This window comes from Pyxidicoccus sp. M6 (assembly GCF_055568925.1).
In genome coordinates this window covers 7144764-7170709 of the sequence record NZ_CM145714.1, presented here as the reverse complement: position 1 = coordinate 7170709, position 25946 = coordinate 7144764, and the positions used below count along the sequence as shown (strand labels likewise).

1 protein-coding gene (only partly in view) is annotated in these 25946 nt (G+C 69.4%); it reads left to right on the top strand.

The genetic code is table 11. The features are described 5' to 3' along the window. A protein-coding gene (locus tag ACVTJA_RS28390) for a non-ribosomal peptide synthase/polyketide synthase (protein ID WP_465824253.1) crosses the window boundary here: on the top strand, positions 1 to 25946 show its 3' portion. 6712 nt of this gene lie to the left of the window's left edge; 25946 of the gene's 32658 nt are visible here — the last part of the coding sequence; the start codon falls outside the window, past its left edge; its stop codon occupies positions 25944 to 25946.

The window sequence follows — 25946 nt, the reverse complement described above, 5'->3', positions numbered from 1 at the left end:
AGCAGAGCGAGGCGGAGGTCCATCGGCTCATCCGCGAGGAGGCGCTCCGTCCCTTCGACCTCGGCAGCGGCCCGCTGCTGCGCACCCGCGTCCTCAAGCGCTCCGAGCAGGAGCACATCCTGCTCGCGAACATGCACCACATCGTCTCGGACGGGTGGTCCCTCGGCGTCGTCGTCCGCGAGTTCTCCGCGCTGTACGAGGCCTTCAGCCTGGGCCGACCCTCGCCGCTTCCCGAGCTCGAGGTGCAGTACGCGGACTTCGCCGCCTGGCAGCGTGGGTGGCTGGAGAGCGGCGCGCTGCAGCGACAGCTCGACTGGTGGCGGCGGCAGCTCGACGGGGCACCACAGGTCCTCACGCTGCCCACCGACAGGCCGCTGCCCGCGGTGCAGACCTTCCGCGGCGCCAACGTCCCGGTCCGGCTTTCGCGAGCCCTCTCCCACGCGGTGAAGGCCCTGGCGCAGCGGGAAGGCGCCACCCCGTTCATGGTGCTCCTCGCGGGCTTCCAGACGCTGCTGTCCCGCTACTCGGGGCAGGACGACCTCGTCGTCGGCACTCCGGTGGCGGGCCGCAATCGCGCGGAGACGGAAGGCCTCATCGGCTTCTTCGTCAACACGCTGGCGCTGCGCGCGCGCCCGTCCGGCGAGAAGTCGTTCCTGACGCTGCTCGGGCAGGTCCGGGACGCGGCGTTGGGTGCCTACGCCCACCAGGACGTTCCCTTCGAGCGGCTCGTGGAGGAGCTGCACCCCACGCGCAGCCTGGGCCACTCGCCGCTGTTCCAGGTGATGTTCTCCCTCCAGAACACGCCCATGCCGGAGCGCTCGCTGCCGGGGCTCACCCTGCACCCGGTGGAGGCGGAGATCGGCGCGGCGAAGTTCTTCCTCACCCTGGCCCTGGAGGAACAGGCCGACGGCTTCGCTGGCGTCTTCGAATACAACGTCGACCTGTTCGACGCGGCGACCGTCCGGCGCATGGCGTCCCACTGGCTGACGCTGCTCGAGGCGGCGGTGGCGGCGCCGGAGCAGCGACTGGTCGACCTGCCATTGCTGTCCGCCGAGGAGCGGCACCGGCTCCTGGTGCAGAGGAACGACACCGCGAGCGCCTACCCGCGTGAGACGCCAGTACCCGCGTGGCTCGCGGCCCGTGCGGCGCGCATGCCCGATGCCGTGGCCGTCCGCTGGGATGGAGGACAGCTCACCTACGCTGAACTGATGCTGCGAGTGCGCGCCCTGTCCACGCGGCTGCGTGGGCTGGGAGTGGGACCCGAGGTGCTCGTGGGTTTGTTCGCCCACCGTTCGCCCGAGCTGGTGGTGGGACTCCTCGCCATCCTCGACGCGGGTGGCGGCTGGGTGCCGCTGGAGCCAGACTCCCCGCGCGAGCGCCTCGCGCACATGCTGGAGGATGCACGGCCCGCGGTGCTCCTCACCCAGCGCGCGCTGAAGGACGCGCTGCCTTCGACCCATGCTCCGGTGGTGCTCCTCGATGAGGACGCGCCCGCTCCAGGCGACGCCATCGCGGCGGCCCCGGCGGTCCTGGCGGACAACGCTGCCTATGTCCTCTTCACCTCGGGCTCCACCGGCCGTCCCAAGGGCGTGCTCGTGTCCCACCGGGCGCTCGCGCGGCACACGGCGTGGTTCATCTCCGCGCTGGAGTTGGGCGCGGAAGACCGCGTGTTGCAGAAGGCCTCGGTGGGCTTCGATGCCTCCGTCCCGGAGGTGCTGGCCACACTGATTGCCGGCGCTCAGGTGGTGCTCCCGCCTGGCGAGGCGAACAGCGACACGAGCGTCCTGCTGGACACGCTGGAGCGCCAGCGCATCACGGTGCTTCAGCTCGTGCCCTCGCAGCTTCGAGTCCTGCTGGACGAGGAGCACGTGGAGCGCGCCTCGGGGCTGCGCGTGCTGGTGTCCGGAGGCGAGGCGCTGGCGGTGGAACTGGTCCGCCGCGTGAATGAGCGGCTGCCATCCACGAAGCTCATCAACGCCTACGGGCCGACCGAGACCACCGTCGACGCGACCGCGTGGCTGGGAGGCTCTCCGGGCGAGGGCCCGACGGCGCCCATCGGCCGGCCCATCGCCAATACGCAGGCGTATGTGCTGGACACCGAGGGACAGCTCGTTCCGGAAGGCGTGCCCGGCGAGCTGTTCATCGGCGGCGACGGACTCGCGCGAGGCTACGTGGGCCGGCCGGAGCTGACGGCCGAACGCTTCGTGCCGGACGCTCTCGGCGAGACTCCGGGCGCGCGGCTGTACCGCACGGGAGACCGCGTGCGCTGGCGCGCGGGAGGCACCCTGGAGTTCCTGGGGCGCGTGGACTCCCAGGTGAAGGTGCGCGGAGTCCGCATCGAGCCCGGCGAGGTGGAGGCCGCGCTGGCCGAGCACCCCGAGGTCCGCGAGGCCGTCGTCGTCGCGCGCGAGGACGCGACCGGAAGCACACGGCTGGTGGCGTACGTCGTGCCGCGTGTAACGGAGGCCGCGCCGGAGTCGCGAATCACCGTGGACCCGAGAGCCTTCCTCGCCGGGCGCCTGCCGCCCGCGATGGTGCCCTCTGCGTTCGTGGTGCTGGAGTCGCTCCCGCTGCTCGCGAACGGGAAGGTGAACCGGAAGGCACTGCCGGCGCCGGACACGGTGGTCTCCGAGCGAGAGTACGTCGCGCCGCGCACCCCCACGGAGGAGCTGCTGGCCGGCTTCTTCAGCCGCGTGCTGGACGTGGAGCGCGTGAGCGTCCATGACGGCTTCTTCGAGCTGGGTGGGCACTCGCTGCTGGCCACGCAGCTCGTGTCGAGGGTTCGCTCCACGTTCCGGGTGGAGCTGGCGCTGCGGGAATTGTTCGAAGCCCCCACGGTGGCCGAGCTCGCGCGCCGTGTGGACCAGGCACAGCGTCATGGGCAGCACGTGGCGTTGCCCCGGATGAAGGCACAGCCGCGCACGCGCGAGCTGCCGCTGTCTTTCGCGCAGCAGCGCCTGTGGTTCCTGGACCAGCTCCAGCCAGGGAGCGCGTTCTACAACGTGCCGGCGGTGGTGCGGCTCGTCGGGCCGTTGAATGTCCGCGCGCTGGAGTGGAGCTTCGAGGAGCTCGTGCGCCGTCACGAGTCCCTGCGCACGACGTTCCGCCCCCAGGCCGGTGTACCCGTGCAGGTCATCTCGCCCGAGCCGGCGCTGGCGTTCGCGGTGGTGGACCTGGAGGTCGCGTCCGACGCGGAGATCGCGCAGCGGGTGGAGGAGGAGGCGCAGCGTCCCTTCGACCTGCGCAAGGGCCCGCTGCTGCGGACGACGCTGTTGCGAGTCGCGCCCCAGACGCACGTGCTGGTGCTGGTGATGCACCACATCGTCTCGGACGAGTGGTCCATGAGCATCCTCGTGCGCGAGGTGGCGGAGCTCTACGAGGTGCTGGCCCGGGGAGAGCGGCCGGCGCTGCCGGAGCTGCCCCTCCAGTACGGCGACTACGCCGTGTGGCAGCAGGACTGGCTGAAGGGCGAGGTGCTGGACACGCAGCTCGGCTACTGGAAGCGGCAGCTCGCCGGAGCGCCGAGGGCCCTGAAGCTGCCCACGGACAAGCCGCGTCCAGCGATGCAGACGTTCCGCGGCGCGATGCTGGGCGCGGTGTGGCCGGAGAAGCTCTGGAGCGCGGTGAAGACGCTGGCGCAGAAGGAGGGCGCCACGCCGTTCATGGTGCTGCTGGCGGCGTTCCAGACGGTGCTCTCGCGCTACTCGGGACAGGATGACGTGAGCGTGGGCTCGCCCATCGCGGGCCGCACGCGCGAGGAGACCGAACGGCTCATCGGGTTCTTCGTCAACACGCTCGTGCTGCGCACCCGGGTGTCGGAGGAACAGAGCTTCCGCCAGCTCCTCGCCCAGGTGCGCGAGGTGACGCTGGGCGCGTACGCGCATCAGGACGTGCCGTTCGAGAAGCTGGTGGAGGAGCTCCAGCCCGAGCGGGACCTGAGCCGCAGCCCGCTGTTCCAGGTGACGCTGACGCTGCAGAACACGCCCACGAAGGAAGTCCGCCTGCGCGAGCTGACGCTCGAGGGCATGGACACGCAGGAGAAGACGTCCAAGTTCGACCTGTCCCTCCTGGCCGAAGAGGCACCGCACGGACTGGCCGTGGCGGTGAACTACAACAGCGACCTGTTCGAAGCGGGGACGATGGAGCGGATGCTGGTGCATCTGCGGGTGCTGTTGGAGTCAGCGGTGGCGACGCCGGAGCAGCGGCTGGAAGCGCTGCCGATGATGGGGGAGGAGGAGCGTCGGCGGCTGGTTGGGGAGTGGAGTGGGAAGGCCGCGGAGTACCCGCGCGAGGCGTCGCTGGCGGAGCTCTTCGAAGCGCAGGTGCAGAGGACGCCGCAGTCCGTGGCGGTGGAGTACGCAGGCGAGCGGCTGACGTACGAGGAGCTGAACCGTCGGGCCAATCAGCTCGCGCACCACCTGAAGGCAATGGGAGTGGGGCCCGAGGTGAGGGTGGGCCTGTGCGTGGAGCGCTCGCTGGAGTTGGTGGTGAGCGTGCTGGGCATTTTGAAGGCAGGCGGCGTGTACGTGCCGCTGGACGCCAGCTACCCGTTGGAGCGCTTGTCGTGGATGAAACGCGAGGCGGGGGTGGCCGTCCTCGTGGCGCAGGAGAAGCTGGCGGATGAGATAGCCGAGGGCGGCGAGCTGCTGGTGTGCGTGGACTCGGAGTGGGCCGCCATTGCACGCCAGCCCGAGAGCAACCTTCCGGCGCGAGTGGGCGGCGCGAACCTGGCGTACGTGATGTTCACGTCGGGAAGCACGGGAAGGCCGAAGGGAGTGGGAGTGCCGCACCGGGCGGTGTCGCGCCTGGTGCTGGGGACGGACTTCGCGCACTTCGGTCCGGAGGAGGTGTGGCTGCAACTGGCGCCTATTTCCTTCGACGCGTCGACGCTGGAGGTGTGGGGCGCGCTGCTGCATGGAGCGAAGCTGGTGGTGTATCCGGCGGGCACTCCGTCGCTGGAGGAGCTGGGCCGCACACTGGGCACGTCCGGCATCACCTCGTTGTGGCTGACGGCTGCGCTCTTCGAGCAGATGCAGGCACGGCAGCCGGAAGCCCTGGTGCGCGTGAAGCAACTGTTGGCCGGCGGTGACGTGCTGCCGGTGGGCCGCGTGCGTGAACGGCTGGCCACTGGGCACGTGCTCATCAACGGGTACGGCCCGACGGAGAACACGACGTTCTCCGCGTGCCACCGCATGGAGGGTCCGCGGGAACCAGGCGTCTCGGTACCCATCGGACGCCCCATCACCAACACGTGGGCATACGTGCTGGACGGCGCCATGCAGCCGGTGCCGGTGGGCGTGCCGGGCGAGCTGTACGTCGGAGGCGAGGGCCTGGCGGTGGGGTACGTGGGCCGGCCGGAGCTGACGGCGGAGCGCTTCGTGCCCAGCCCGTTCGGCAAGGGCGAGCGGCTGTACCGCACAGGCGATGTGGTGCGCTGGCGTGCAGACGGGACGCTGGAGTTCCTCGGCCGACGCGACACGCAGGTGAAGGTGCGTGGCTTCCGCATCGAGCTGGGTGAAGTGGAAACGGCGCTGGCTCAGTACTCGGGCGTCAGCGAGGTCGTCGTCATCGCGAGAGAGGACGGCAGCGAGGGCAAGCGCCTCGTCGCGTACGTGACTGCGAGGGAGGAAGCCACCATCGACGTGGCCACCCTGCGCACGCACGTGAAGCAGCGGTTGCCGGAGTACATGGTGCCGTCGGCGTACGTGGTGCTGGACGCGCTGCCGCTGACGCCCAACGGCAAGGTGGACCGCAAGGCCCTGCCCGTGCCGGAGTTGGTTGACTCCACCACCACTCAGTTCGTAGCCCCGGGTACGGAGACCGAGAAGAAACTCGCGGCCATCTTCGCGGAAGTCCTCAACATCAACCCGGTGAGTCTGCACGGAGACTTCTTCGAGCTGGGCGGGCACTCACTGCTTGCCACGCAGTTGGTCTCGCGCGTGCGCGAGGTCTTCCAGGTCGAGCTGCCCCTGCGCGACGTCTTCGAAGCGTCCACGGTGGAGAAGCTGGCCGCGCGGCTGGCCTCCGCGGTCGCCGCCGGTCCCGGCATCCAGGCACCTCCGCTGAGGCGAGTGCCTCGCACGGGCACGCTGCCCCTGTCGTTCGCACAGCAGCGGCTGTGGTTCCTCGACCAGCTCGAACCGGGAAGCCACTCCTACAACATCCCCGTGGCGGTGAAGGTGACCGGCACGGTTCAGGTCGAAGCTCTGCAACAGGCCTTCGAGCAGCTCGTGCTCCGCCACGAGTCGCTGCGCACGACCTTCCAGGACCGTGACGGTTCGCCCGTCCAGGTCATCTCCCCGAAGGCCCAGGTGCGCATTGCCTCTGAGGACCTGACCACCATCCCCGAGGCCGAGCGGCTCACGGAAGTCTCCCGGCGCATCGCATTCGAAGCCCAGCGTCCGTTCAATCTGGCCCAGGGCCCGCTGCTGAGGCCGACGCTGCTGAAGCTGTCCGAGCAGGAGCACGTGCTGGTGCTCGTCATGCACCACATCGTCTCGGACGGCTGGTCGATGGACATCCTCGTGCGCGAGGTGGCGGCGCTCTATGAGGCCTGCTCGCAGGGTCGCCCATCGCCATTGCCGGAGCTGCCGCTCCAGTACGCGGACTACGCGGTCTGGCAGCGCGAGTGGCTCAAGGGCGAGGTGCTGGACGCACAGCTCGCGTGGTGGAAGCGCCAGCTTCAGGGCGCACCCGCGGCGCTGGAGTTGCCCACCGACAAGCCGCGCCCGTCCGTGCAGACGTTCCTCGGCGAGAGCCTCGACGTCCAGTGGCCGCGCGAGCTGTGGGACTCGGTGACGGCGCTGGCCCACCGTGAGAACGCGACCCCCTTCATGGTGTTGCTCGCGGCGTTCCAGACGGTGCTGTCCCGCTACTCGGGGCAGGACGACGTGTGCGTGGGCTCGCCCATCGCGAACCGCACGCGGGCGGAGACGGAAGGGCTCATCGGCTTCTTCATCAACACGCTCGTGCTGCGGGCGAGGCTCGGAGGCAGCCCCTCCTTCCGGGAGCTGCTGGCCCAGGTGCGCGAGGCGACGCTCGGTGCCTATGCCCACCAGGACATTCCCTTCGAGCGACTGGTGGAAGTGCTCAAGCCCGAACGCGACTTGAGCCGCAGCCCGCTCTTCCAGGTGATGTTCATCCTGCAGAACACGCCGAGGACGGAGTCGCGCCTGTCCGGAGTGACGCTGTCGGGCATGGACCTGGAGGCGCGGACCTCCAAGTTCGACCTGACGCTCGAGATGACCGAGCTGCCCCACGGGCTCTCCGTCACCGTCGTGTACAACCGCGACCTCTTCGAACGCGACACGATGGACCGGCTGCTGGGGCACCTGCGCGTGCTGCTGGAGGCGGCCCTCCGTGCTCCGGACGCGCGGCTCGCGGAACTGCCGATGTTGGCCGACGCGGAGCAGCGGCGGCTGCTCGTGGCGTGGAACAACACCCGAGCCACCTTCGCGCCTGTCACCGTGCATGCCCTGTTCGAGGCTCAGGCGGCTCACACCCCCGATGCCATGGCCGTCGTCGCGGAGGACACACGGCTGTCGTATCGGGAGCTGAATCGCCGCGCGAACCAGCTGGCGCACCACCTGCGCGGGTTGGGCGTGGGCCCGGACGTTCCCGTCGGCCTGTACCTCGACCGCTCCGTGAGTGCCCTCGTGGGCCTGTGGGGCATCCTCAAATCGGGCGGTGCCTACGTGCCGTTGGACCCGGCGTTCCCGACGGAGCGACTGCGGGGCGTGCTCGCGGACGCGGGGGCTCGGGCGCTCGTCACGCGGTCGGACCTGGCGGCGGTGCTCGGATGGGATGCGGGAGCGGTCATCCGGCTCGACACCGACGCCTCCGTGCTGGCGGGACGGAGTGACGCGAACCCGGTGTCCGTGGCGGCACCAGAGAACCTCGCCTACGTCATCTTCACCTCGGGCTCCACGGGCCGGCCGAAGGGCGTGGCCATCGAGCACCGGCAGCTCGTCAATTACGTGGAGGGTGTCTCGCGCAGGCTGGAGCTGCCGGAGGGCGCGAGCTTCGCGTCGGTGTCCACGCTGGCGGCGGACCTCGGCAATACGGCGGTGTTCCCCGCGCTCTGCCATGGCGGAGCGCTGCACCTCGTGTCGCGCGAGCAGGCCTCGGACCCGGCGGCGCTGGCCGCGCTGTTCGAGCGCGAGGCCGTGGACTGCCTGAAGATCGTCCCCGCTCACCTCCAGGCGCTCCTTGCTTCGGGGAGTCCGGAGCGGGTGCTCCCGCGTCAGCGGCTGGTGCTCGGTGGAGACGTGTTGGACTGGCCGCTCATCGACCGGGTCCACACGCTGGCTCCGGCGCTGGAGGTGTTCAACCACTACGGCCCCACCGAGACGACAGTGGGTGTGCTCACGCTGAAGGTGGCGCGAGGCGCGGAGGGGCGCGAGTCCGCCTCCGTGCCGCTGGGCCGGCCCATTCCCAACGCGCGCATCTACGTGCTGGATGCGGGCCTGAGCCCCGTGCCCGCGGGCGTCCCGGGTGAGCTGTGCATCGGCGGCGCCGTCGTCGGCCGTGGCTACCTGGGCCGGCCGGACCTGACGTCAGAGCGCTTCGTGCCGGACCCGTACTCGGACGAGCCCGGGGCGCGGATGTACCGCACCGGAGACCGGGCTCGCTGGCTGGCGGATGGCCGTGTCGAGTTCCTCGGCCGCGTGGACCATCAGCTCAAGGTCCGTGGCTACCGCGTGGAGCTGGGCGAGGTCGAAGCGGCGTTGGAGCGTCACCCTGCGGTGCGCGAGGCCGTGGTGCTGGCGCGCGACGGACAAGGCGGCAAGCGACTGGTGGCGTACGCCGTGCCCGTGGCGGGCCAGGCGATGGACGTGGACGGGCTCCGCGACTTCGTGGGCCGGACGTTGCCGGACTACATGGTGCCGCAGGCGTTCGTGGTGCTGGACACGCTGCCGCTCACGCCCAACGGCAAGGTGGACCGGGCCGCGCTGCCGGCACCGGACTTCCGAGCGGCGGAGGCACAGGCCTTCACCGCGCCACGCACGGCGACGGAACAGGCGCTGGCGGGGCTCTTCGCCGAGGTGCTCGGGCTCGAGCAGGTTGGCGTGCATGGGAGCTTCTTCGAGCTGGGAGGGCACTCGCTGCTGGCCACGCAGGCCATCTCGCGGATTCGAGGGGCCTTCGGCATCGACCTGCCACTGAGGGAGCTCTTCGAAGCGCCCACCGTGGCCACGCTCGCGGAGCGAGTGGACCGCGCGGTGCGAGCGGGGACAGGCCTCGTGGCGCCTGCGTTGAAGCGGAGGCCCGAGGGGCAGGACGTCCTGCCGTTGTCCTTCGCTCAGCAGCGCTTGTGGTTCCTGGAGCAGCTCGCGCCGGGGAGCGCGTTCTACAACGTGCCGGCGGTGGTGAGGCTCACCGGGGTACTGGACGTGACCGCGCTGGAGCGGAGCTTCGAGGAGCTGGTGCGCCGGCACGAAGCGCTCCGCACCACGTTCCGCGCCGAGGGAGGCCTGCCCGTGCAGGTCATCTCACCGGCGGGCCGGGTGACGTTGCAGCTCGTGGACCTGAGCGCGCTTTCCGCGAAGGAGCGCGAGGAGGAGATGCGGCGCCGCGCCGATGATGAGGCGCTCCGTCCGTTCGACCTGGCGAAGGGCCCGTTGCTGAGGACGTCGCTGTTCCGGCTCGGAGAGCAGGAGCACGTGCTGGTGCTGATGATGCACCACATCGTGTCGGACGGCTGGTCGATGGGCGTCCTCGTGCAGGAGGTCGCATCGCTGTACGACGCGTTCTCCCTCGGCCGTCCATCGCCCCTGCCCGATCTCCGTGTGCAGTACCCGGACTACGCGCTCTGGCAGCGCGAGTGGTTGAAGGGCGAGGTCCTGGAGGCACAGCTCGGTTACTGGAGGAAGCAGCTCGAAGGGGCGCCCGCGGCGCTGGAGCTGCCCACGGACAAGCCGCGTCCGGCCGTGCAGACCTACCGGGGTGAGATCCGGCACGTGCTGTGGCCGAAGGCGCTGTGGCACGACCTGGAAGCGCTCGGCCGCCGTGAGGGCGCGACGCCATTCATGGTGCTGCTGGCGGCATTCCAGTGGGTGCTGTCGAGGTACTCGGGGCAGGACGACATCGTGGTGGGCGCGCCGATAGCGGGGCGAACGCAGGGGGAGACGGAAGGGCTGATTGGCTTCTTCGCCAACATGCTGGTGCTGAGGGCGAAGTTGACGGGGCGGGAGAGCTTCCGAGAGCTGCTGGGCCAGGTGCGGGAGGTGACGCTGGGCGCGTACGCGCACCAGGAAGTGCCCTTCGAGAAGCTGGTGGAGGAGCTGCAGCCGGAGCGGGACTTGAGTCGTAGCCCGCTGTTCCAGGTGACGCTGACGCTGCAGAACACACCGACGGGAGAGGTGAAGCTGAGGCAGGGGCTGACGCTGACGGGAGTGGAGGCGGAAGGGAGGACGTCGAAGTTCGACCTGTCGCTGGTGGTGGAGGAAGTGGCGCAGGGAGTGGTGGCGGCGGTGAACTACAACAGCGACCTGTTCGAAGCGGGGACGATGGAGCGGATGCTGGGGCATCTGCGGGTGCTGTTGGAGTGGGCGGTGGCGACGCCGGAGCAGCGGCTGGAAGCGCTGCCGATGATGGGGGAGGAGGAGCGTCGGCGGCTGGTTGGGGAGTGGAGCGGGAAGGCCGCGGAGTACCCGCGCGAGGCGTCGCTGGCGGAGCTCTTCGAAGCGCAGGTGCGGAAGACGCCCGACGCGGTGGCGGTGGAGTACGCGGGCGAGCGGCTGACGTACGAGGAGCTGAACCGTCGGGCCAATCAGCTCGCGCACCACCTGAAGGGAATGGGAGTGGGCCCCGAGGTGAGGGTGGGCCTGTGCGTGGAGCGCTCGCTGGAGTTGGTGGTGAGCGTGCTGGGCATTTTGAAGGCGGGCGGTGTGTACGTGCCGCTGGACGCCAGCTACCCACTGGAGCGGCTGGGGTGGATGAAGCGCGAGGCGGGGGTGGCCGTCCTCGTGGCGCAGGAGAAGCTGGCGGACGAGATTGCCGAGGGCGGCGAGTTGCTGGTGTGCGTGGACTCGGAGTGGGCCACGATTGCACGCCAGTCCGAGAGCACCCTTCCGGCGCGAGTAGGTGGCGCGAACCTGGCGTACGTGATGTTCACGTCGGGAAGCACGGGCCGGCCCAAGGGAGTGGGCGTGCCGCACCGGGCGGTGTCGCGGCTGGTGCTGGGGACGGACTTCGCGCACTTCGGTCCGGAGGAGGTGTGGCTGCAACTGGCGCCTATTTCCTTCGACGCGTCGACGCTGGAGGTGTGGGGCGCGCTGCTGCACGGAGCGAAGCTGGTGGTGTACCCGGCGGGCGCGCCGTCGCTGGAGGAGCTGGGTCGCACACTGGACACGTCCGGCATCACCTCGTTGTGGCTGACGGCCGCGCTCTTCGAGCAGATGCAGGCACGGCAGCCCGAAGCCCTGGCGCGCGTGAAGCAACTGTTGGCCGGTGGTGACGTGCTACCGGTGGGCCGGGTGAAGGAGCGGCTGGCTTCCGGGCACGTGCTCATCAACGGGTATGGCCCGACGGAGAACACGACGTTCTCCGCGTGCCACCGCATGGAGGGTCCGCGGGAACCAGGCGTCTCGGTACCCATCGGACGCCCCATCACCAACACGTGGGCATACGTGCTGGACGGCGCCATGCAGCCGGTGCCGGTGGGCGTGCCGGGCGAGCTGTATGTCGGAGGCGACGGCCTGGCGGTGGGGTACGTGGGCCGGCCGGAGCTGACGGCGGAGCGCTTCGTGCCCAGCCCGTTCGGCAAGGGCGAGCGGCTGTACCGCACAGGCGATGTGGTGCGCTGGCGTGCAGACGGGACGCTGGAGTTCCTCGGCCGACGCGACACGCAGGTGAAGGTGCGTGGCTTCCGCATCGAGCTGGGCGAGGTGGAGACGACGCTGGCCCAGTACTCGGGCGTCAGTGAGGCCGTCGTCGTCGCGCGCGAGGACGGCAGCGAGGGCAGGCGCCTCGTCGCGTACGTGACTGCGAGGGAGGAAGCCACCATCGACGCGGCCACCCTGCGCACGCACGTGAAGCAGCGGTTGCCGGAGTACATGGTGCCGTCGGCGTACGTGGTGCTGGACGCGCTGCCGCTGACGCCCAACGGCAAGGTGGACCGCAAGGCCCTGCCTGCGCCGGACGCCCATGCACCGAAGCCGGAAAGCTTCGAGGCTCCACGCACGGAGACCGAGAAGAAGCTCGCGGCCATCTTCGCGGAGGTGCTGAACGTCCAGCAGGTCGGCCTGCACGGAGACTTCTTCGAGCTGGGCGGGCACTCACTGCTTGCCACGCAGTTGGTCTCGCGCGTCAAGGAAGGATTCCAGGTCGAGCTCCCCCTGCGCGACGTTTTCGAAGCCTCCACGGTGGAGAAGCTGGCCGCGCGGATAGAGGCAGGGGCTGGGAATACGAAGGGACTTCAGGCTCCTTCCTTGAGGCGTGTGCCGCGCGATGGAGCGCCTCCGCTGTCGTTCGCGCAGCAGCGACTCTGGTTCCTGGATCAACTGGAGCCGGGCAGCTCCTTCTACAACGTGCCGTCGGTGGTGAAGCTGACGGGGCACCTGGACGTCGATGCCCTCGAGATGAGCTTCCACGCGCTGGTGCGCCGTCATGAGTCGCTGCGAACCACGTTCCGTTCCGAAGCGGGCGCTCCCGTGCAGGTCATCGCGACGGAGCCGGCATTCGCCCTCTCGCGAAATGACCTGAGCCTGCTGCCGGAAGCAGACAGAACCCAGGAAGCACACCGCTTCGTGGAAGCGGAGGCCCATCGCCCGTTCAACCTGGCGCAGGGTCCACTGCTGCGGGCGACCCTGGTGAAGCTGTCCGAGCAGGAACACGTGTTGGTGCTCGTGATGCACCACATCGTGTCGGACGGCTGGTCCATGGGCATCCTCGTGCGCGAGGTGGTGGCGCTGTACGAGACCTATGCGCAGGGAGGGCAGCCAGCGTTGCCGGAGCTGCCGCTGCAGTACGCGGACTACGCGGTGTGGCAGCGGGAGTGGCTGAAGGGCGAGGTGCTGGAGGCGCAACTCTCGTACTGGAAGAAGCAGCTCGAGGGGGCACCTGCAGCGCTGGAGCTGCCGACAGACAAGCCGCGTCCGGCGGTGCAGACCTTCCGGGGCGACACGCGGAACTTCCAGTGGTCGAAGGGGCTGTGGGAGTCGGTGAAGGCGCTGTCGCAGCAGGAAGGCGCCACGCCTTTCATGGTGCTGCTGGCGGCGTTCCAGACGGTGCTCTCGCGCTACTCGGGGCAGGACGACGTCAGCGTGGGCACTGCCATCGCAAACCGCACTCGAGCGGAGACAGAGGGGCTGATTGGCTTCTTCGTCAACACGCTGGTGCTACGGACACGGCTGGGCGGCAACCCCACCTTCCGCGAGCTGCTGGGCCAGGTGCGGGAGACGACGTTGGGGGCGTACGCGCACCAGGAACTGCCTTTCGAGCGCCTGGTGGAGGAACTGCAGCCCGACCGGGACATGAGCCGGAGTGCGCTCTTCCAGGTGATGTTCGTGCTGCAGAACGCGCCAGTCACGGCGGTGAATCTGCAGGGGCTGAAGCTGGAGGGGGCCGAGTCCTCGGGCAAGACGTCGAAGTTCGACCTGACGCTCGCCATGGGTGAGTCGGGAGACGGAGGTCTGGCGGGTTCGCTGGAGTTCAACAGCGACCTGTTCGAGCCCGAAACCGTCGAGCGGCTGATCGGCCACCTGCGCGTCCTGCTTGAGTCGGCGATTGCTCGCCCGGAGCAGCGGGTGCTGGCGCTGCCGATGATGGTCGGTGTGGAGCGTCGGCGGCTGGTTGGGGAGTGGAGCGGGAAGGCCGCGGAGTACCCGCGCGAGGCGTCGCTGGCGGAGCTCTTCGAAGCGCAGGTGCAGAGGACGCCGCAGTCCGTGGCGGTGGAGTACACAGGCGAGCGGCTGACGTACGAGGAGCTGAACCGTCGGGCCAATCAGCTCGCGCACCACCTGAAGGGAATGGGAGTGGGCCCCGAGGTGAGGGTGGGCCTGTGCGTGGAGCGCTCGCTGGAGTTGGTGGTGAGCGTGCTGGGCATTTTGAAGGCGGGCGGTGTGTACGTGCCGCTGGACGCCAGCTACCCACTGGAGCGGCTGGGGTGGATGAAGCGCGAGGCGGGAGTCGCCGTCCTCGTGGCGCAGGAGAAGCTGGCGGACGAGATTGCCGAAGGCGGCGAGTTGCTGGTGTGCGTGGACTCGGAGTGGGCCACGATTGCACGCCAGTCCGAGAGCACCCTTCCGGCGCGAGTAGGTGGCGCGAACCTGGCGTACGTGATGTTCACGTCGGGAAGCACGGGCCGGCCCAAGGGAGTGGGCGTGCCGCACCGGGCGGTGTCGCGGCTGGTGCTGGGGACGGACTTCGCGCACTTCGGTCCGGAGGAGGTGTGGCTGCAACTGGCGCCTATTTCCTTCGACGCGTCGACGCTGGAGGTGTGGGGCGCGCTGCTGCACGGAGCGAAGTTGGTGGTGTACCCGGCGGGCGCGCCGTCGCTGGAGGAGCTGGGTCGCACACTGGACACGTCCGGCATCACCTCGTTGTGGCTGACGGCCGCGCTCTTCGAGCAGATGCAGGCACGGCAGCCCGAAGCCCTGGCGCGCGTGAAGCAACTGTTGGCCGGTGGTGACGTGCTACCGGTGGGCCGGGTGAAGGAGCGGCTGGCTTCCGGGCACGTGCTCATCAACGGGTATGGCCCGACGGAGAACACGACGTTCTCCGCATGCCACCGCATGGAGGGTCCGTGGGAACCAGGCGTTTCGGTACCCATCGGACGCCCCATCCCCAATACGCAGACGTACGTGCTGGACAGCGCCATGCAGCTCGTCCCGGTGGGCGTGCCGGGCGAGCTGTTCGTCGGCGGAGACGGTCTGGCGATGGGGTACGTGGGCCGGCCGGAGCTGACGGCGGAACGCTTCGTGCCCAGCCCCTTCGGAGATGGAGCCCGCCTCTACCGCACGGGCGATGTGGTGCGCTGGCGTGCGGACGGGACGCTGGAGTTCCTTGGCCGACGCGACACGCAGGTGAAGGTGCGTGGCTTCCGCATCGAGCTCGGGGAAGTGGAAACGGCGCTGGCGCAGCATTCGGGAGTCAGCGAAGCCGTCGTCGTCGCGCGCGAGGACGGCAGCAAGGGCAAGCGTCTCGTTGCGTACGTGACGGCGAAGGAGGGTGCCTCCGTCGACGTCGCGAGCCTGCGTGCGCACGTGAAGCAGCGGTTGCCGGAGTACATGGTGCCATCGGCGTACGTGGTGCTGGACGCGCTGCCACTGACGCCCAACGGCAAGGTGGACCGCAAGGCCCTGCCCGTGCCGGAGGATACCTCCCGCACCTCGGACACCGACTACGAGGCACCCCGCACTCCGACGGAGGAACTGCTGGCGGGCCTCTTCGCCCAGGTGCTCTCCATCGAGCGAGTGGGAACGAAGGACAACTTCTTCGAGCTGGGCGGGCACTCACTGCTGGCGACACAGGTCATCTCCCGGATTCGCAGCGCGTTTGGAATCGAGCTTCCGCTGCGCGAGCTCTTCGAGGCGCCCACGGTGGCGGGGCTCGGCGAGCGGATCGAAAACGCGGGACGTGCGAGCCAGGTGCTGGCACCCCCTCCGCTGAAGCGGCGTGCGGACCTCCAGACAGTGCTGCCGCTGTCGTTCGCGCAGCAGAGGCTCTGGTTCCTGGATCGGCTGGAGCCGGGCAGCGCCTTCTACAACGTGCCATCCGTGGTCCGCGCGAAGGGAGCGCTGGACGTCGGCGTTCTCCAGAAGAGCTTCGAGGAGCTGGTGCGCCGTCACGAATCGCTGCGCACGACCTTCGGGCTCAGGGACGGAAGGCCCGTTCAGCTCATCTCCCCGGAGCCGTTGCTCGGCTTCGAGGTACGAGACCTGGAGCCGATGCCGGAAGCGGCCCGTGAGGCGGAAGCCATTCGGCTCGTGGAGCAGGAGTCCCACCGGCCATTCGACCTGGAGCACGGGCCGCTGCTGCGGGTGACCTTGCTGAAGCTGTCCGAGCAGGACCACGTGCTGGCGATGGTGAACCACCACATCGTGTCGGACGGCTGGTCGATGACCGTCCTCTTGCGGGAAATCGTCGCGCTCTACGACGCATTCCTGGAGGGCCGAGCGCCCCCACTGCCGGAACTGGCGGTGCAGTACGCGGACTACGCGCTCTGGCAGCGCGAGTGGCTGAAGGGCGAGGTGCTGGAGGCTGAGCTCGGTTACTGGAGGAAGCAGCTCGCGGGAGTCCCCACTGCACTGGAGCTTCCAACGGACAAACCGCGTCCGGCGGTGCAGGCCTTCCGCGGAGGACACGTCGAGCTCCATTGGCCAAAGTCCCTGTGGGACGGCGCGAAGGTCCTGGCGCAGCGTGAAGGCGCGACGCCGTTCATGGTGCTGCTGGCGGCATTCCAGTGGGTGCTGTCGAGGTACTCGGGGCAGGACGACATCGTGGTGGGCGCGCCGATAGCGGGGCGCACGCAGGCGGAGACGGAAGGACTGATTGGCTTCTTCGCCAACATGCTGGTGCTGAGGGCGAAGCTGACGGGGCGGGAGAGCTTCCGAGAGCTGCTGGGCCAGGTGCGGGAGGTGACGCTGGGCGCGTACGCGCACCAGGAAGTGCCCTTCGAGAAGCTGGTGGAGGAGCTGCAGCCGGAGCGGGACTTGAGTCGTAGCCCGCTGTTCCAGGTGACGCTGACGCTGCAGAACACACCGACGGGAGAGGTGAAGCTGAGGCAGGGGCTGACGCTGACGGGAGTGGAGGCGGAAGGGAGGACGTCGAAGTTCGACCTGTCGCTGGTGGTGGAGGAAGTGGCGCAGGGAGTGGTGGCGGCGGTGAACTACAACAGCGACCTGTTCGAAGCGGGGACGATGGAGCGGATGCTGGGGCATCTGCGGGTGCTGTTGGAGTCGGCGGTGGCGAGGCCGGAGCAGCGGCTGGAAGCGCTGCCGATGATGGGGGAGGAGGAGCGTCGGCGGCTGGTTGGGGAGTGGAGTGGGAAGGCCGCGGAGTACCCGCGCGAGGCGTCGCTGGCGGAGCTCTTCGAAGCGCAGGTGCAGAGGACGCCGCAGTCCGTGGCGGTGGAGTACACAGGCGAGCGGCTGACGTACGAGGAGCTGAACCGTCGGGCCAATCAGCTCGCGCACCACCTGAAGGGAATGGGAGTGGGCCCCGAGGTGAGGGTGGGCCTGTGCGTGGAGCGCTCGCTGGAGTTGGTGGTGAGCGTGCTGGGCATTTTGAAGGCGGGCGGTGTGTACGTGCCGCTGGACGCCAGCTACCCGCTGGACCGCTTGTCGTGGATGAAACGCGAGGCGGGAGTGGCTGTCCTCGTGGCGCAGGAGAAGCTGGCGGACGAGATAGCCGAGGGCGGCGAGCTGCTGGTGTGCGTGGACTCTGAGTGGGCCACGATTGCACGCCAGCCCGAGAGCAACCTTCCTGCGCGAGTGGGTGGCCCGAACCTGGCGTACGTGATGTTCACGTCGGGAAGCACAGGCCGTCCGAAGGGCGTTGGAGTGCCACACCGAGCGGTGTCGCGGCTGGTGCTGGGGACGGACTTCGCGCACTTCGGTCCGGAGGAGGTGTGGCTGCAACTGGCCCCGATTTCCTTCGACGCATCGACGCTGGAGGTATGGGGCGCGTTGCTGCACGGAGCGAAGTTGGTGGTGTACCCGGCCGGCACTCCGTCGCTGGAGGAGCTTGGCCGTGCGCTGGGTGAAGCGGGCATCACCTCACTGTGGCTGACGGCCGCGCTCTTCGAGCAGATGCAGGCGCGGCAGCCGGAAGCTTTGGCCGGAGTGAAGCAGTTGCTCGCGGGCGGTGACGTGCTGCCCGTAGGCCGCGTGCGAGAAAGGCTGGCCACTGGGCACGTGCTCATCAATGGGTACGGCCCGACGGAGAACACGACGTTCTCCGCGTGCCACCGCATGGATGGGGGCTCTGTATCCACCAGTCGCTCCGGTGCTGGCGCGCTGGCGGACACCCTTGCATCGCTGGGTACTTCGGTGCCGATTGGTCGACCCATCACCAACACGCGGGCGTACGTGCTGGACGGCGCCATGCAGCCAGTGCCGGTGGGCGTGCCGGGCGAGCTGTATGTCGGAGGCGAAGGACTGGCAGTGGGGTACGTGGGCCGTCCGGAGCTGACGGCGGAACGCTTCGTGCCCAGCCCGTTCGGGAAGGGCGAGCGGCTGTACCGCACGGGCGACGTGGTGCGCTGGCGCCCAGACGGGACGCTGGAGTTCCTCGGCCGCCGCGACACGCAGGTGAAGGTGCGTGGCTTCCGCATCGAGCTGGGTGAGGTGGAGACGGCACTGGCCCAGCACTCGGGAGTCAGCGAGGCCGTCGTCATCGCACGAGAGGACGGCAGCGAGGGCAAGCGCCTGGTGGCGTACGTGACTGCGAGGGAGGAAGCCACCATCGACGCGGCCACCCTGCGCACGCACCTGAAGCAGCGGTTGCCGGAGTACATGGTGCCGTCGGCGTACGTGGTGCTGGACGCGCTGCCACTGACGCCCAACGGGAAGGTGGACCGCAAGGCCCTGCCCGCGCCAGACGCCCATGCACCGAAGCCGGAGAGCTTCGAGGCTCCTCGTACGGAGACCGAGAAGAAGCTCGCGACCATCTTCGCGGAAGTCCTCAACGTCGCGTCGGTCGGCCTGCACGACGACTTCTTCGAGCTGGGCGGGCACTCACTGCTCGCCACGCAGCTCGTGTCGCATGTGCGCGAGGCCTTCCAGGTCGAGCTCCCCCTGCGCGACGTTTTCGAAGCCTCCACGGTGGAGCAACTCGCGCGGAAGCTGGACGAAACGGGCGAGGGGGCCGAGGTGAAGGCCCCGTCCCTGGTTCGCGTATCTCGCAATCAAGCCCTGCCGCTGTCCTTCGCACAGCAGCGACTCTGGTTCCTGGATCAGCTCGAACCAGGCAGTGCCTTCTACAACGTTCCCATCGCCGTGAAGCTGGCCGGCACGCTCGACCACCATGCGCTGGAGCGGAGCTTCGAAGCACTGGTCCGCCGTCACGAATCCCTGCGCACCGTGTTCCGAACCGAGAACGGGCTCCCGGTGCAGGTCATCCAGCATGAGGTGCAGGCTCGACTGGACGTGGTGGACCTGTCCTCGCTGTCCGAGGCCGCCCGCGTCACCGAGGCGAAGCGGCTGGCCGAACAAGCTGCACTGCGCCCGTTCGATCTGGCTCAGGGCCCACTGCTGCGGACGACGCTGCTGAAGCTGTCCGCACAGGAGCACGTGCTGGTGCTCGTCATGCACCACATCGTGTCGGATGGCTGGTCCATGGGCATCCTCGTGCGCGAGGTGGTGGCGCTCTACGAGGCCTATGCGCGGGGACGGCAGCCGGCCTTGCCGGAGCTGCCACTGCAGTACGCGGACTACGCGGTGTGGCAACGGGAGTGGCTGAAGGGCGAGGTGCTGGAGGCGCAACTCGCATACTGGAAGAAGCAGCTCGAAGGAGCACCGGCGGCGCTGGAGCTGCCGACAGACAAGCCGCGTCCGGCGGTGCAGACCTTCCGGGGCGACACGCGGAACTTCCAGTGGTCGAAGGGACTGTGGGAGTCGGTGAAGGCACTGGCGCAGCAGGAAGGGGCTACGCCCTTCATGGTGCTGCTGGCGGCGTTCCAGACGGTGCTCTCGCGCTACTCGGGGCAGGACGACATCAGCGTCGGTACGGCCATCGCGAACCGCACGCGCGTGGAGACGGAGGGGCTGATTGGCTTCTTCGTCAATACGCTGGTGCTGAGGGCGAAGTTGTCACCGGGCCAGAGCTTCCGCGAGCTGCTGGGGCAGGTGAGGGAGACGACGCTGGGGGCGTACGCGCACCAGGAAGTACCCTTCGAGAGGCTGGTGGAGGAACTGCAGCCCGACCGGGACATGAGCCGCAGTCCGCTCTTCCAGGTGATGTTCGTGCTGCAGAACGCGCCGGGCTCGGCGGTGAGCCTGCCGGGACTGACGCTGGAAGCAGCCGAGTCCTCGGGCAAGACGTCGAAGTTCGACCTGACGCTCGGCTTGAGCGAGTCGGAGGAAGGCCTCTCCGGTGGGCTCGAGTTCAACAGCGACTTGTTCGAGCCTGAAACCATCGATCGGATGATCGGGCACCTGCGCGTCCTGCTGGCATCGGCGGTCGCCAACCCGAGCCAGCGCCTCGATTCGCTGCCGCTGATGGGCGAGACGGAACGGCGCCGGCTGGTGGAGGAGTGGAGCGGCCGGACCGTGGAGTACCCACGCGACGCGGGCCTGCACGAGCTGTTCGAAGCGCAGGTGCTGAAGACACCACGGGCCGTGGCGGTGGAATACGCGGGCCAGCGGCTGACGTACGAGGAACTGAACCGTCGAGCCAACCAGCTCGCACATCATCTCAAGGCAACGGGAGTGGGGCCCGAGGTGAGGGTGGGCCTGTGCGTGGAGCGCTCGCTGGCGCTGGTGGTGAGCGTGCTGGGCATCCTGAAGGCGGGCGGCGTGTACGTGCCGCTGGATGCGAGCTATCCGCAGGAGCGCCTGTCCTGGATGCAGCGCGAAGCGGGCGTCGCACTCCTTGTCGCCCAGGAGCACGTCCTTCGGATGGTGCAGCCGTCCGACGGTGTGCCCGTGGTGCGAATCGACGCGGATTGGACGGAGCTCATCGCTCGTCAGCCGGACGGGAATCCGCGGCCCGGCGTCGGCGGCGCGAACCTGGCGTACGTGATGTTCACGTCGGGAAGCACGGGAAGGCCGAAGGGAGTGGGAGTGCCACACCGGGCGGTGTCGCGGCTGGTGCTGGGGACGGACTTCGCCCACTTCGGACCCGAGGAGGTGTGGCTGCAACTGGCCCCGATTTCCTTCGACGCATCGACGCTGGAGGTGTGGGGCGCGCTGCTGCACGGAGCGAAGCTGGTGGTGTATCCGGCCGGAACTCCGTCGCTGGAGGAGCTGGGACGTGCGCTGAGCACGTCCGGCATCACCACGCTGTGGCTGACGGCCGCGCTCTTCGAGCAGATGCAGGCACGGCAGCCCGAAGCCCTGGCGCGCGTGAAGCAATTGTTGGCCGGCGGTGACGTGCTGCCGGTGGGGCGCGTGCGGGAGCGGTTGGCTTCCGGGCACGTGCTCATCAACGGGTACGGCCCGACGGAGAACACGACGTTCTCCGCGTGCCACCGCATGGAGGGTCCGCAGGAACCAGGCGTTTCGGTACCCATCGGCCGCCCCATCACCAACACGCAGACGTACGTGTTGGACAGCGCCATGCAGCTCGTACCGGTGGGCGTTCCGGGCGAGCTGTACGTCGGCGGAGATGGCCTGGCGGTGGGGTACGTGGGCCGTCCGGAGCTGACGGCGGAACGCTTCGTGCCCAGCCCGTTCGGGAAGGGCGAGCGGCTGTACCGCACAGGCGATGTGGTGCGCTGGCGCCCAGACGGGACGCTGGAGTTCCTCGGCCGCCGCGACACGCAGGTGAAGGTGCGTGGCTTCCGCATCGAGCTGGGTGAGGTGGAGACGGCACTGGCCCAGCACCCGGGAGTCAGCGAGGCCGTCGTCATCGCACGAGAGGATGGCAGCGAGGGCAGGCGCCTCGTCGCGTACGTGACTACGAGGGAGGACGCCACCATCGACGCGGCCACCCTGCGCATGCACCTGAAGCAGCGGTTGCCGGAGTACATGGTGCCGTCGGCATACGTGGTGCTGGACGCGCTGCCGCTGACGCCCAACGGGAAGGTGGACCGCAAGGCCCTGCCCGCACCGGACGCAATCTCGACCGCCGGTCGTCGGGAGTACGTCGCTCCGCGCACGCCGGTGGAGCAGACGCTGGCCCGCCTGTGGTCGGAAGTCCTACGCCACGACAACCCGGGTGTGCTCGACGACTTCTTCGAGCTCGGTGGCCACTCGCTGCTCGCGACCCAGCTCGTGTCGCGCATCCGCGACACCTTCCTGGTGGAGCTCCCGCTGCGCGAGTTGTTCGAGTCGCCCACGGTGGCCCAGCTGGCTCAGCGCGTGGAGGCAGCACGAGCCCGCACCGCCGGCACCCAGGCTCCGTCGCTGAAGCGCGCAACTCGCGACGGTGCGCTCCCTCTGTCCTTCGCACAGCAGCGCCTCTGGTTCCTGGAGCAACTGGAGCCGGGGAACACCGTCTACAACGTCCCCTCCGCGGTGCGCCTGTCCGGGGTGCTCGACACGAGTGCTCTGGAACGCGCCTTCCACGAGCTCGTGCGTCGTCACGAGTCGCTGCGCACGACCTTCCAGGTCGCGAACGGCTCGCCCGTGCAGGTCATCGACCCCGAAGGCCGCGCGCGGTTGCACACCGTGGACCTCAGTTCCCTCCCTGCTGCCTCGCGTGAGGCGGAAGCACTCCGCCAGGCGCAGGAGGAATCCCAGCGTCCGTTCGACCTCGCTCAGGGACCGTTGCTGCGGACGACGTTGCTGAAGCTCTCCACGCAGGAGCACGTGCTGGTGCTCGTCATGCACCACATCATCTCCGACGGCTGGTCCATGGGCCTGCTGGTCCACGAGCTCTCGGAGCTCTACGCGGCGTTCTCCCAGGGCCGCCCGTCGCCGCTGCCGGAGCTTCCGCTCCAGTACGCGGACTACGCGCTGTGGCAGCGCGGCTGGCTGCAAGGCGAGACGCTGGCGGCACAGCTTGGCTACTGGCGGCAGCAGCTCGACGGCGCGCCTCGCTTGTTGGAGCTGCCCACGGACCTGCCTCGGCCCGCGGTGCAGTCGCTGGAGGGCGCGTTCGCTCCGTTCTCGCTCGGACGCGAGCTGACGGACGCCGTGAAGGCGCTTGCCAAACGCGAGGGAGTGACCCCGTTCATGGTGCTCCTGGCCGCGTTCCAGGCGGTGCTGGCGCGCTACTCCGGACAGGACGACGTGAGCGTCGGCTCGCCCATCGCGGGCCGGACGCGGGCGGAGACGGAGGGGCTCATCGGCTTCTTCGTCAACACGCTGGTGCTGCGGACCCGGCTGGACGGAAACCCGTCCTTCCGCGAGCTGCTCGCCCGGGTGCGCGAGGTGACGCTGGGCGCGTACGCGCACCAGGACGTTCCCTTCGAGAAGCTCGTGGAGGAGCTGCGGCCTGAGCGCAGCCTCAGCCACTCGCCGCTGTTCCAGGTGATGTTCACGCTCGACAGCACGCCCAAGGCCGCTGGGCAGGGCCTGTCGGACCTGGTGCTCCATCCCGTCGAGGTCGAGCACCGCGTGGCTCGGTTCGACCTCACGCTCGGTCTCACGGACGGGGCGGACGGGTTCACCGGCGGCCTGGAGTACAGCACCGCGCTGTTCGAGCCCGCGACGGTGGAGCGGATGCTCGGTCATCTCCAGGCGCTGCTCGAAGGCGCCCTGGCGCGGCCTGAGCAGCCTGTCTTCACCGTGCCCCTGCTGGGTGACTCGGAGCGGCGCCGCCTGCTCGTGGAGTGGAACGACACCGGCTCGGCGGGTCCCGCGGATGCCTGCATCCACACGCTCTTCGAGCGGCAGGTGGCTGCCATGCCGGACTCCGTCGCGGTGCTCGCGGGGGACGTGTCGCTGACGTACCGCGAGCTCGAGACGCGGGCCAACCGGCTTGCGCATCACCTGCGCCGACTCGGCGTGGGGCCGGAGGTGCGGGTCGGCCTGTGCATGGAGCGCACGGCGGAGCTCGTGGTCGCGGTGCTCGGTGTGCTCAAGGCGGGTGGTGCGTACGTGCCGCTTGACCCGGCGTACCCGCGCCAGCGGCTCGGGTTCATGCTGGAGGATGCGAAGCCTCGCGTGGTCGTGGGCCAGCGACACCTGCTGGACTCGCTACCTTCCACGACAGCGGCGCTCGTAGCGATTGACGATGCGCGCGTGCTGGCGGACGGGCCCATCGAGGCACCGGTCTCCGGCGTCACCGCGGACCACCTGGCCTACGTGCTCTTCACGTCGGGCAGCACGGGCAGGCCCAAGGGCGTCGCGCTGGAGCACCGGAGCGCAGTGGCCTTCCTGCGGTGGACGGCGCGCGTCTTCCCGGCGGAGACGCTGGCCGGAGTGCTGGCTTCCACCTCGCTCAACTTCGACCTCTCCGTCTTCGAGCTCTTCGCGCCCCTCACGCGCGGCGGCGCGGTGGTGGTGGCGAGGAACGCGCTCGAGCTGCCCTCGCTGCCGGCGGCCGGACGCGTCACCCTCATCAACACCGTGCCTTCGGCGATGGCGGAGCTGGTTCGCGCGCACGCCGTGCCTGGCTCGGTGCGCACGGTGAACCTCGCGGGCGAGCCGCTGGCCAACTCGCTGGTGCAGGCCATTCACGAGGCCGCGCCCGGCGTGGAGCGCGTCTTCAACCTCTACGGCCCCACCGAGGACACGACGTACTCGACGTGGGCCCTGGCGCCTCGCGGTGCGACGCGTGAGCCGACGCTGGGCCGGCCGCTGGATGGCACGCGGGCTTACGTGCTGGATGCGTTCGGCCAGCCCGTGCCCACGGGTGTCGCGGGCGAGCTGTACCTCGGCGGCGCGGGCCTGGCTCGCGGCTACGTGGACCGGCCCGAGCTCACGGCGGAGCGCTTCGTCCCGGACCCGTTCAGCACGACGCCCGGCGCGCGGCTGTACCGCACGGGAGACCGGGTGCGGTGGCTCGCGGAGGGCGTGTTGCAGTACCTCGGCCGCATCGACCAGCAGGTGAAGGTGCGTGGCTTCCGCATCGAGCTGGGCGAAGTGGAGGCGGCGCTGCGCCAGCATCCGGATGTGCGCGAGGCCGTGGTGATGGCTCGCGACCAGGGACTGGTGGCGTGGCTCGTGGCCCGGCCGGGGACGGCTGCGGACGTTTCGGAGCTGCGGCGCTTCCTGAAGGAGCGGGTGCCAGACTTCATGGTGCCCTCCGCCTTCGTCACGCTGGACGCGCTGCCGCTGACTCCGAACGGCAAGGTGGACCGCAAGGCGCTCCCCGCGCCGGAGGCTCCGACGGAACAGGCCCACGTCTACGTGGCGCCACGCGATGACCTGGAGCTGCGCCTCGCGTGCATCTGGGAGGAGCTGCTGGGCGTGTCGCCCATCGGCATCCACTCGGAGTTCTTCGCGCTGGGAGGCCACTCCCTCCTGGCGATGCGGATGATGTCGCTCATCCGCGAGCGCCTGGGCCGGAGCCTGCCGGTGGTGTCACTCTTCCAGTCGAGCACGCTCGAAGAGCTGGCCGCACGGCTGCGCGAGGCACCGGGACAGTCGTCCGTGCTGGTGCCGCTCACCACCGGTGGCTCACGCCGGCCGTTCTTCTGCGTCCACCCGGTCAGCGGCAATGTCCTGCCGTACCTGGACCTGGCTCGTGCGCTGGGGCCGGACCAGCCGTTCCATGCGTTCCAGGCGCCCGGCATCGAGGGCGAACAGGCACCGCTGGAGACGGTGGAAGCGCTGGCGGCGCGCTACGTGGAGGCGCTGCGCGAAGTGCAGCCGTCCGGCCCGTACCGGCTGGGTGGCTGGTCGCTCGGCGGCATGGTGGCCTTCGAGATGGCGCGACAACTGGAGCAGCGCGGCGAGCGGATTGAACAGCTCGTGCTCATCGACTCCTACGCCTTCGACCAGCGTCCGCCCGAAGGGGCAGGGGAGTCGTGGCTCGCGGCCCGGTTCGTGGAGTTCACCGCGCGCCTCGTCGGCCTGCCGGTTCCCGAACTGGACGCAGAAGCACTCCCGAGCGGAGACGCGCTGCTGAGCCAGATGTTGGAGGCGGGCCGGAGCGCCGGAGTGCTGGCGCGCGGAGTAGGGCTCGAACAGCTCCACACGCTGTACCGCGTCTTCGCGAGCAACCTTCGTGCGCTGTGGCGCTACGAGCCGGGCACCTACGGAGGTCGCGTCACGCTGGTGCGCGCGAGCGAGACGCAGGTGCCCACCGGTCCGGATGGCGGCTGGGCACGGCTCGCGGCCAGAGGCGTGGAGGTGTGCGAGCTCTCCGGCGACCACCACTCCATCCTCCGGGCTCCCACCGTGGAGGACCTCGCGCAGAAGCTCCAGGAGGACCCGTCAACTACAGGCTGA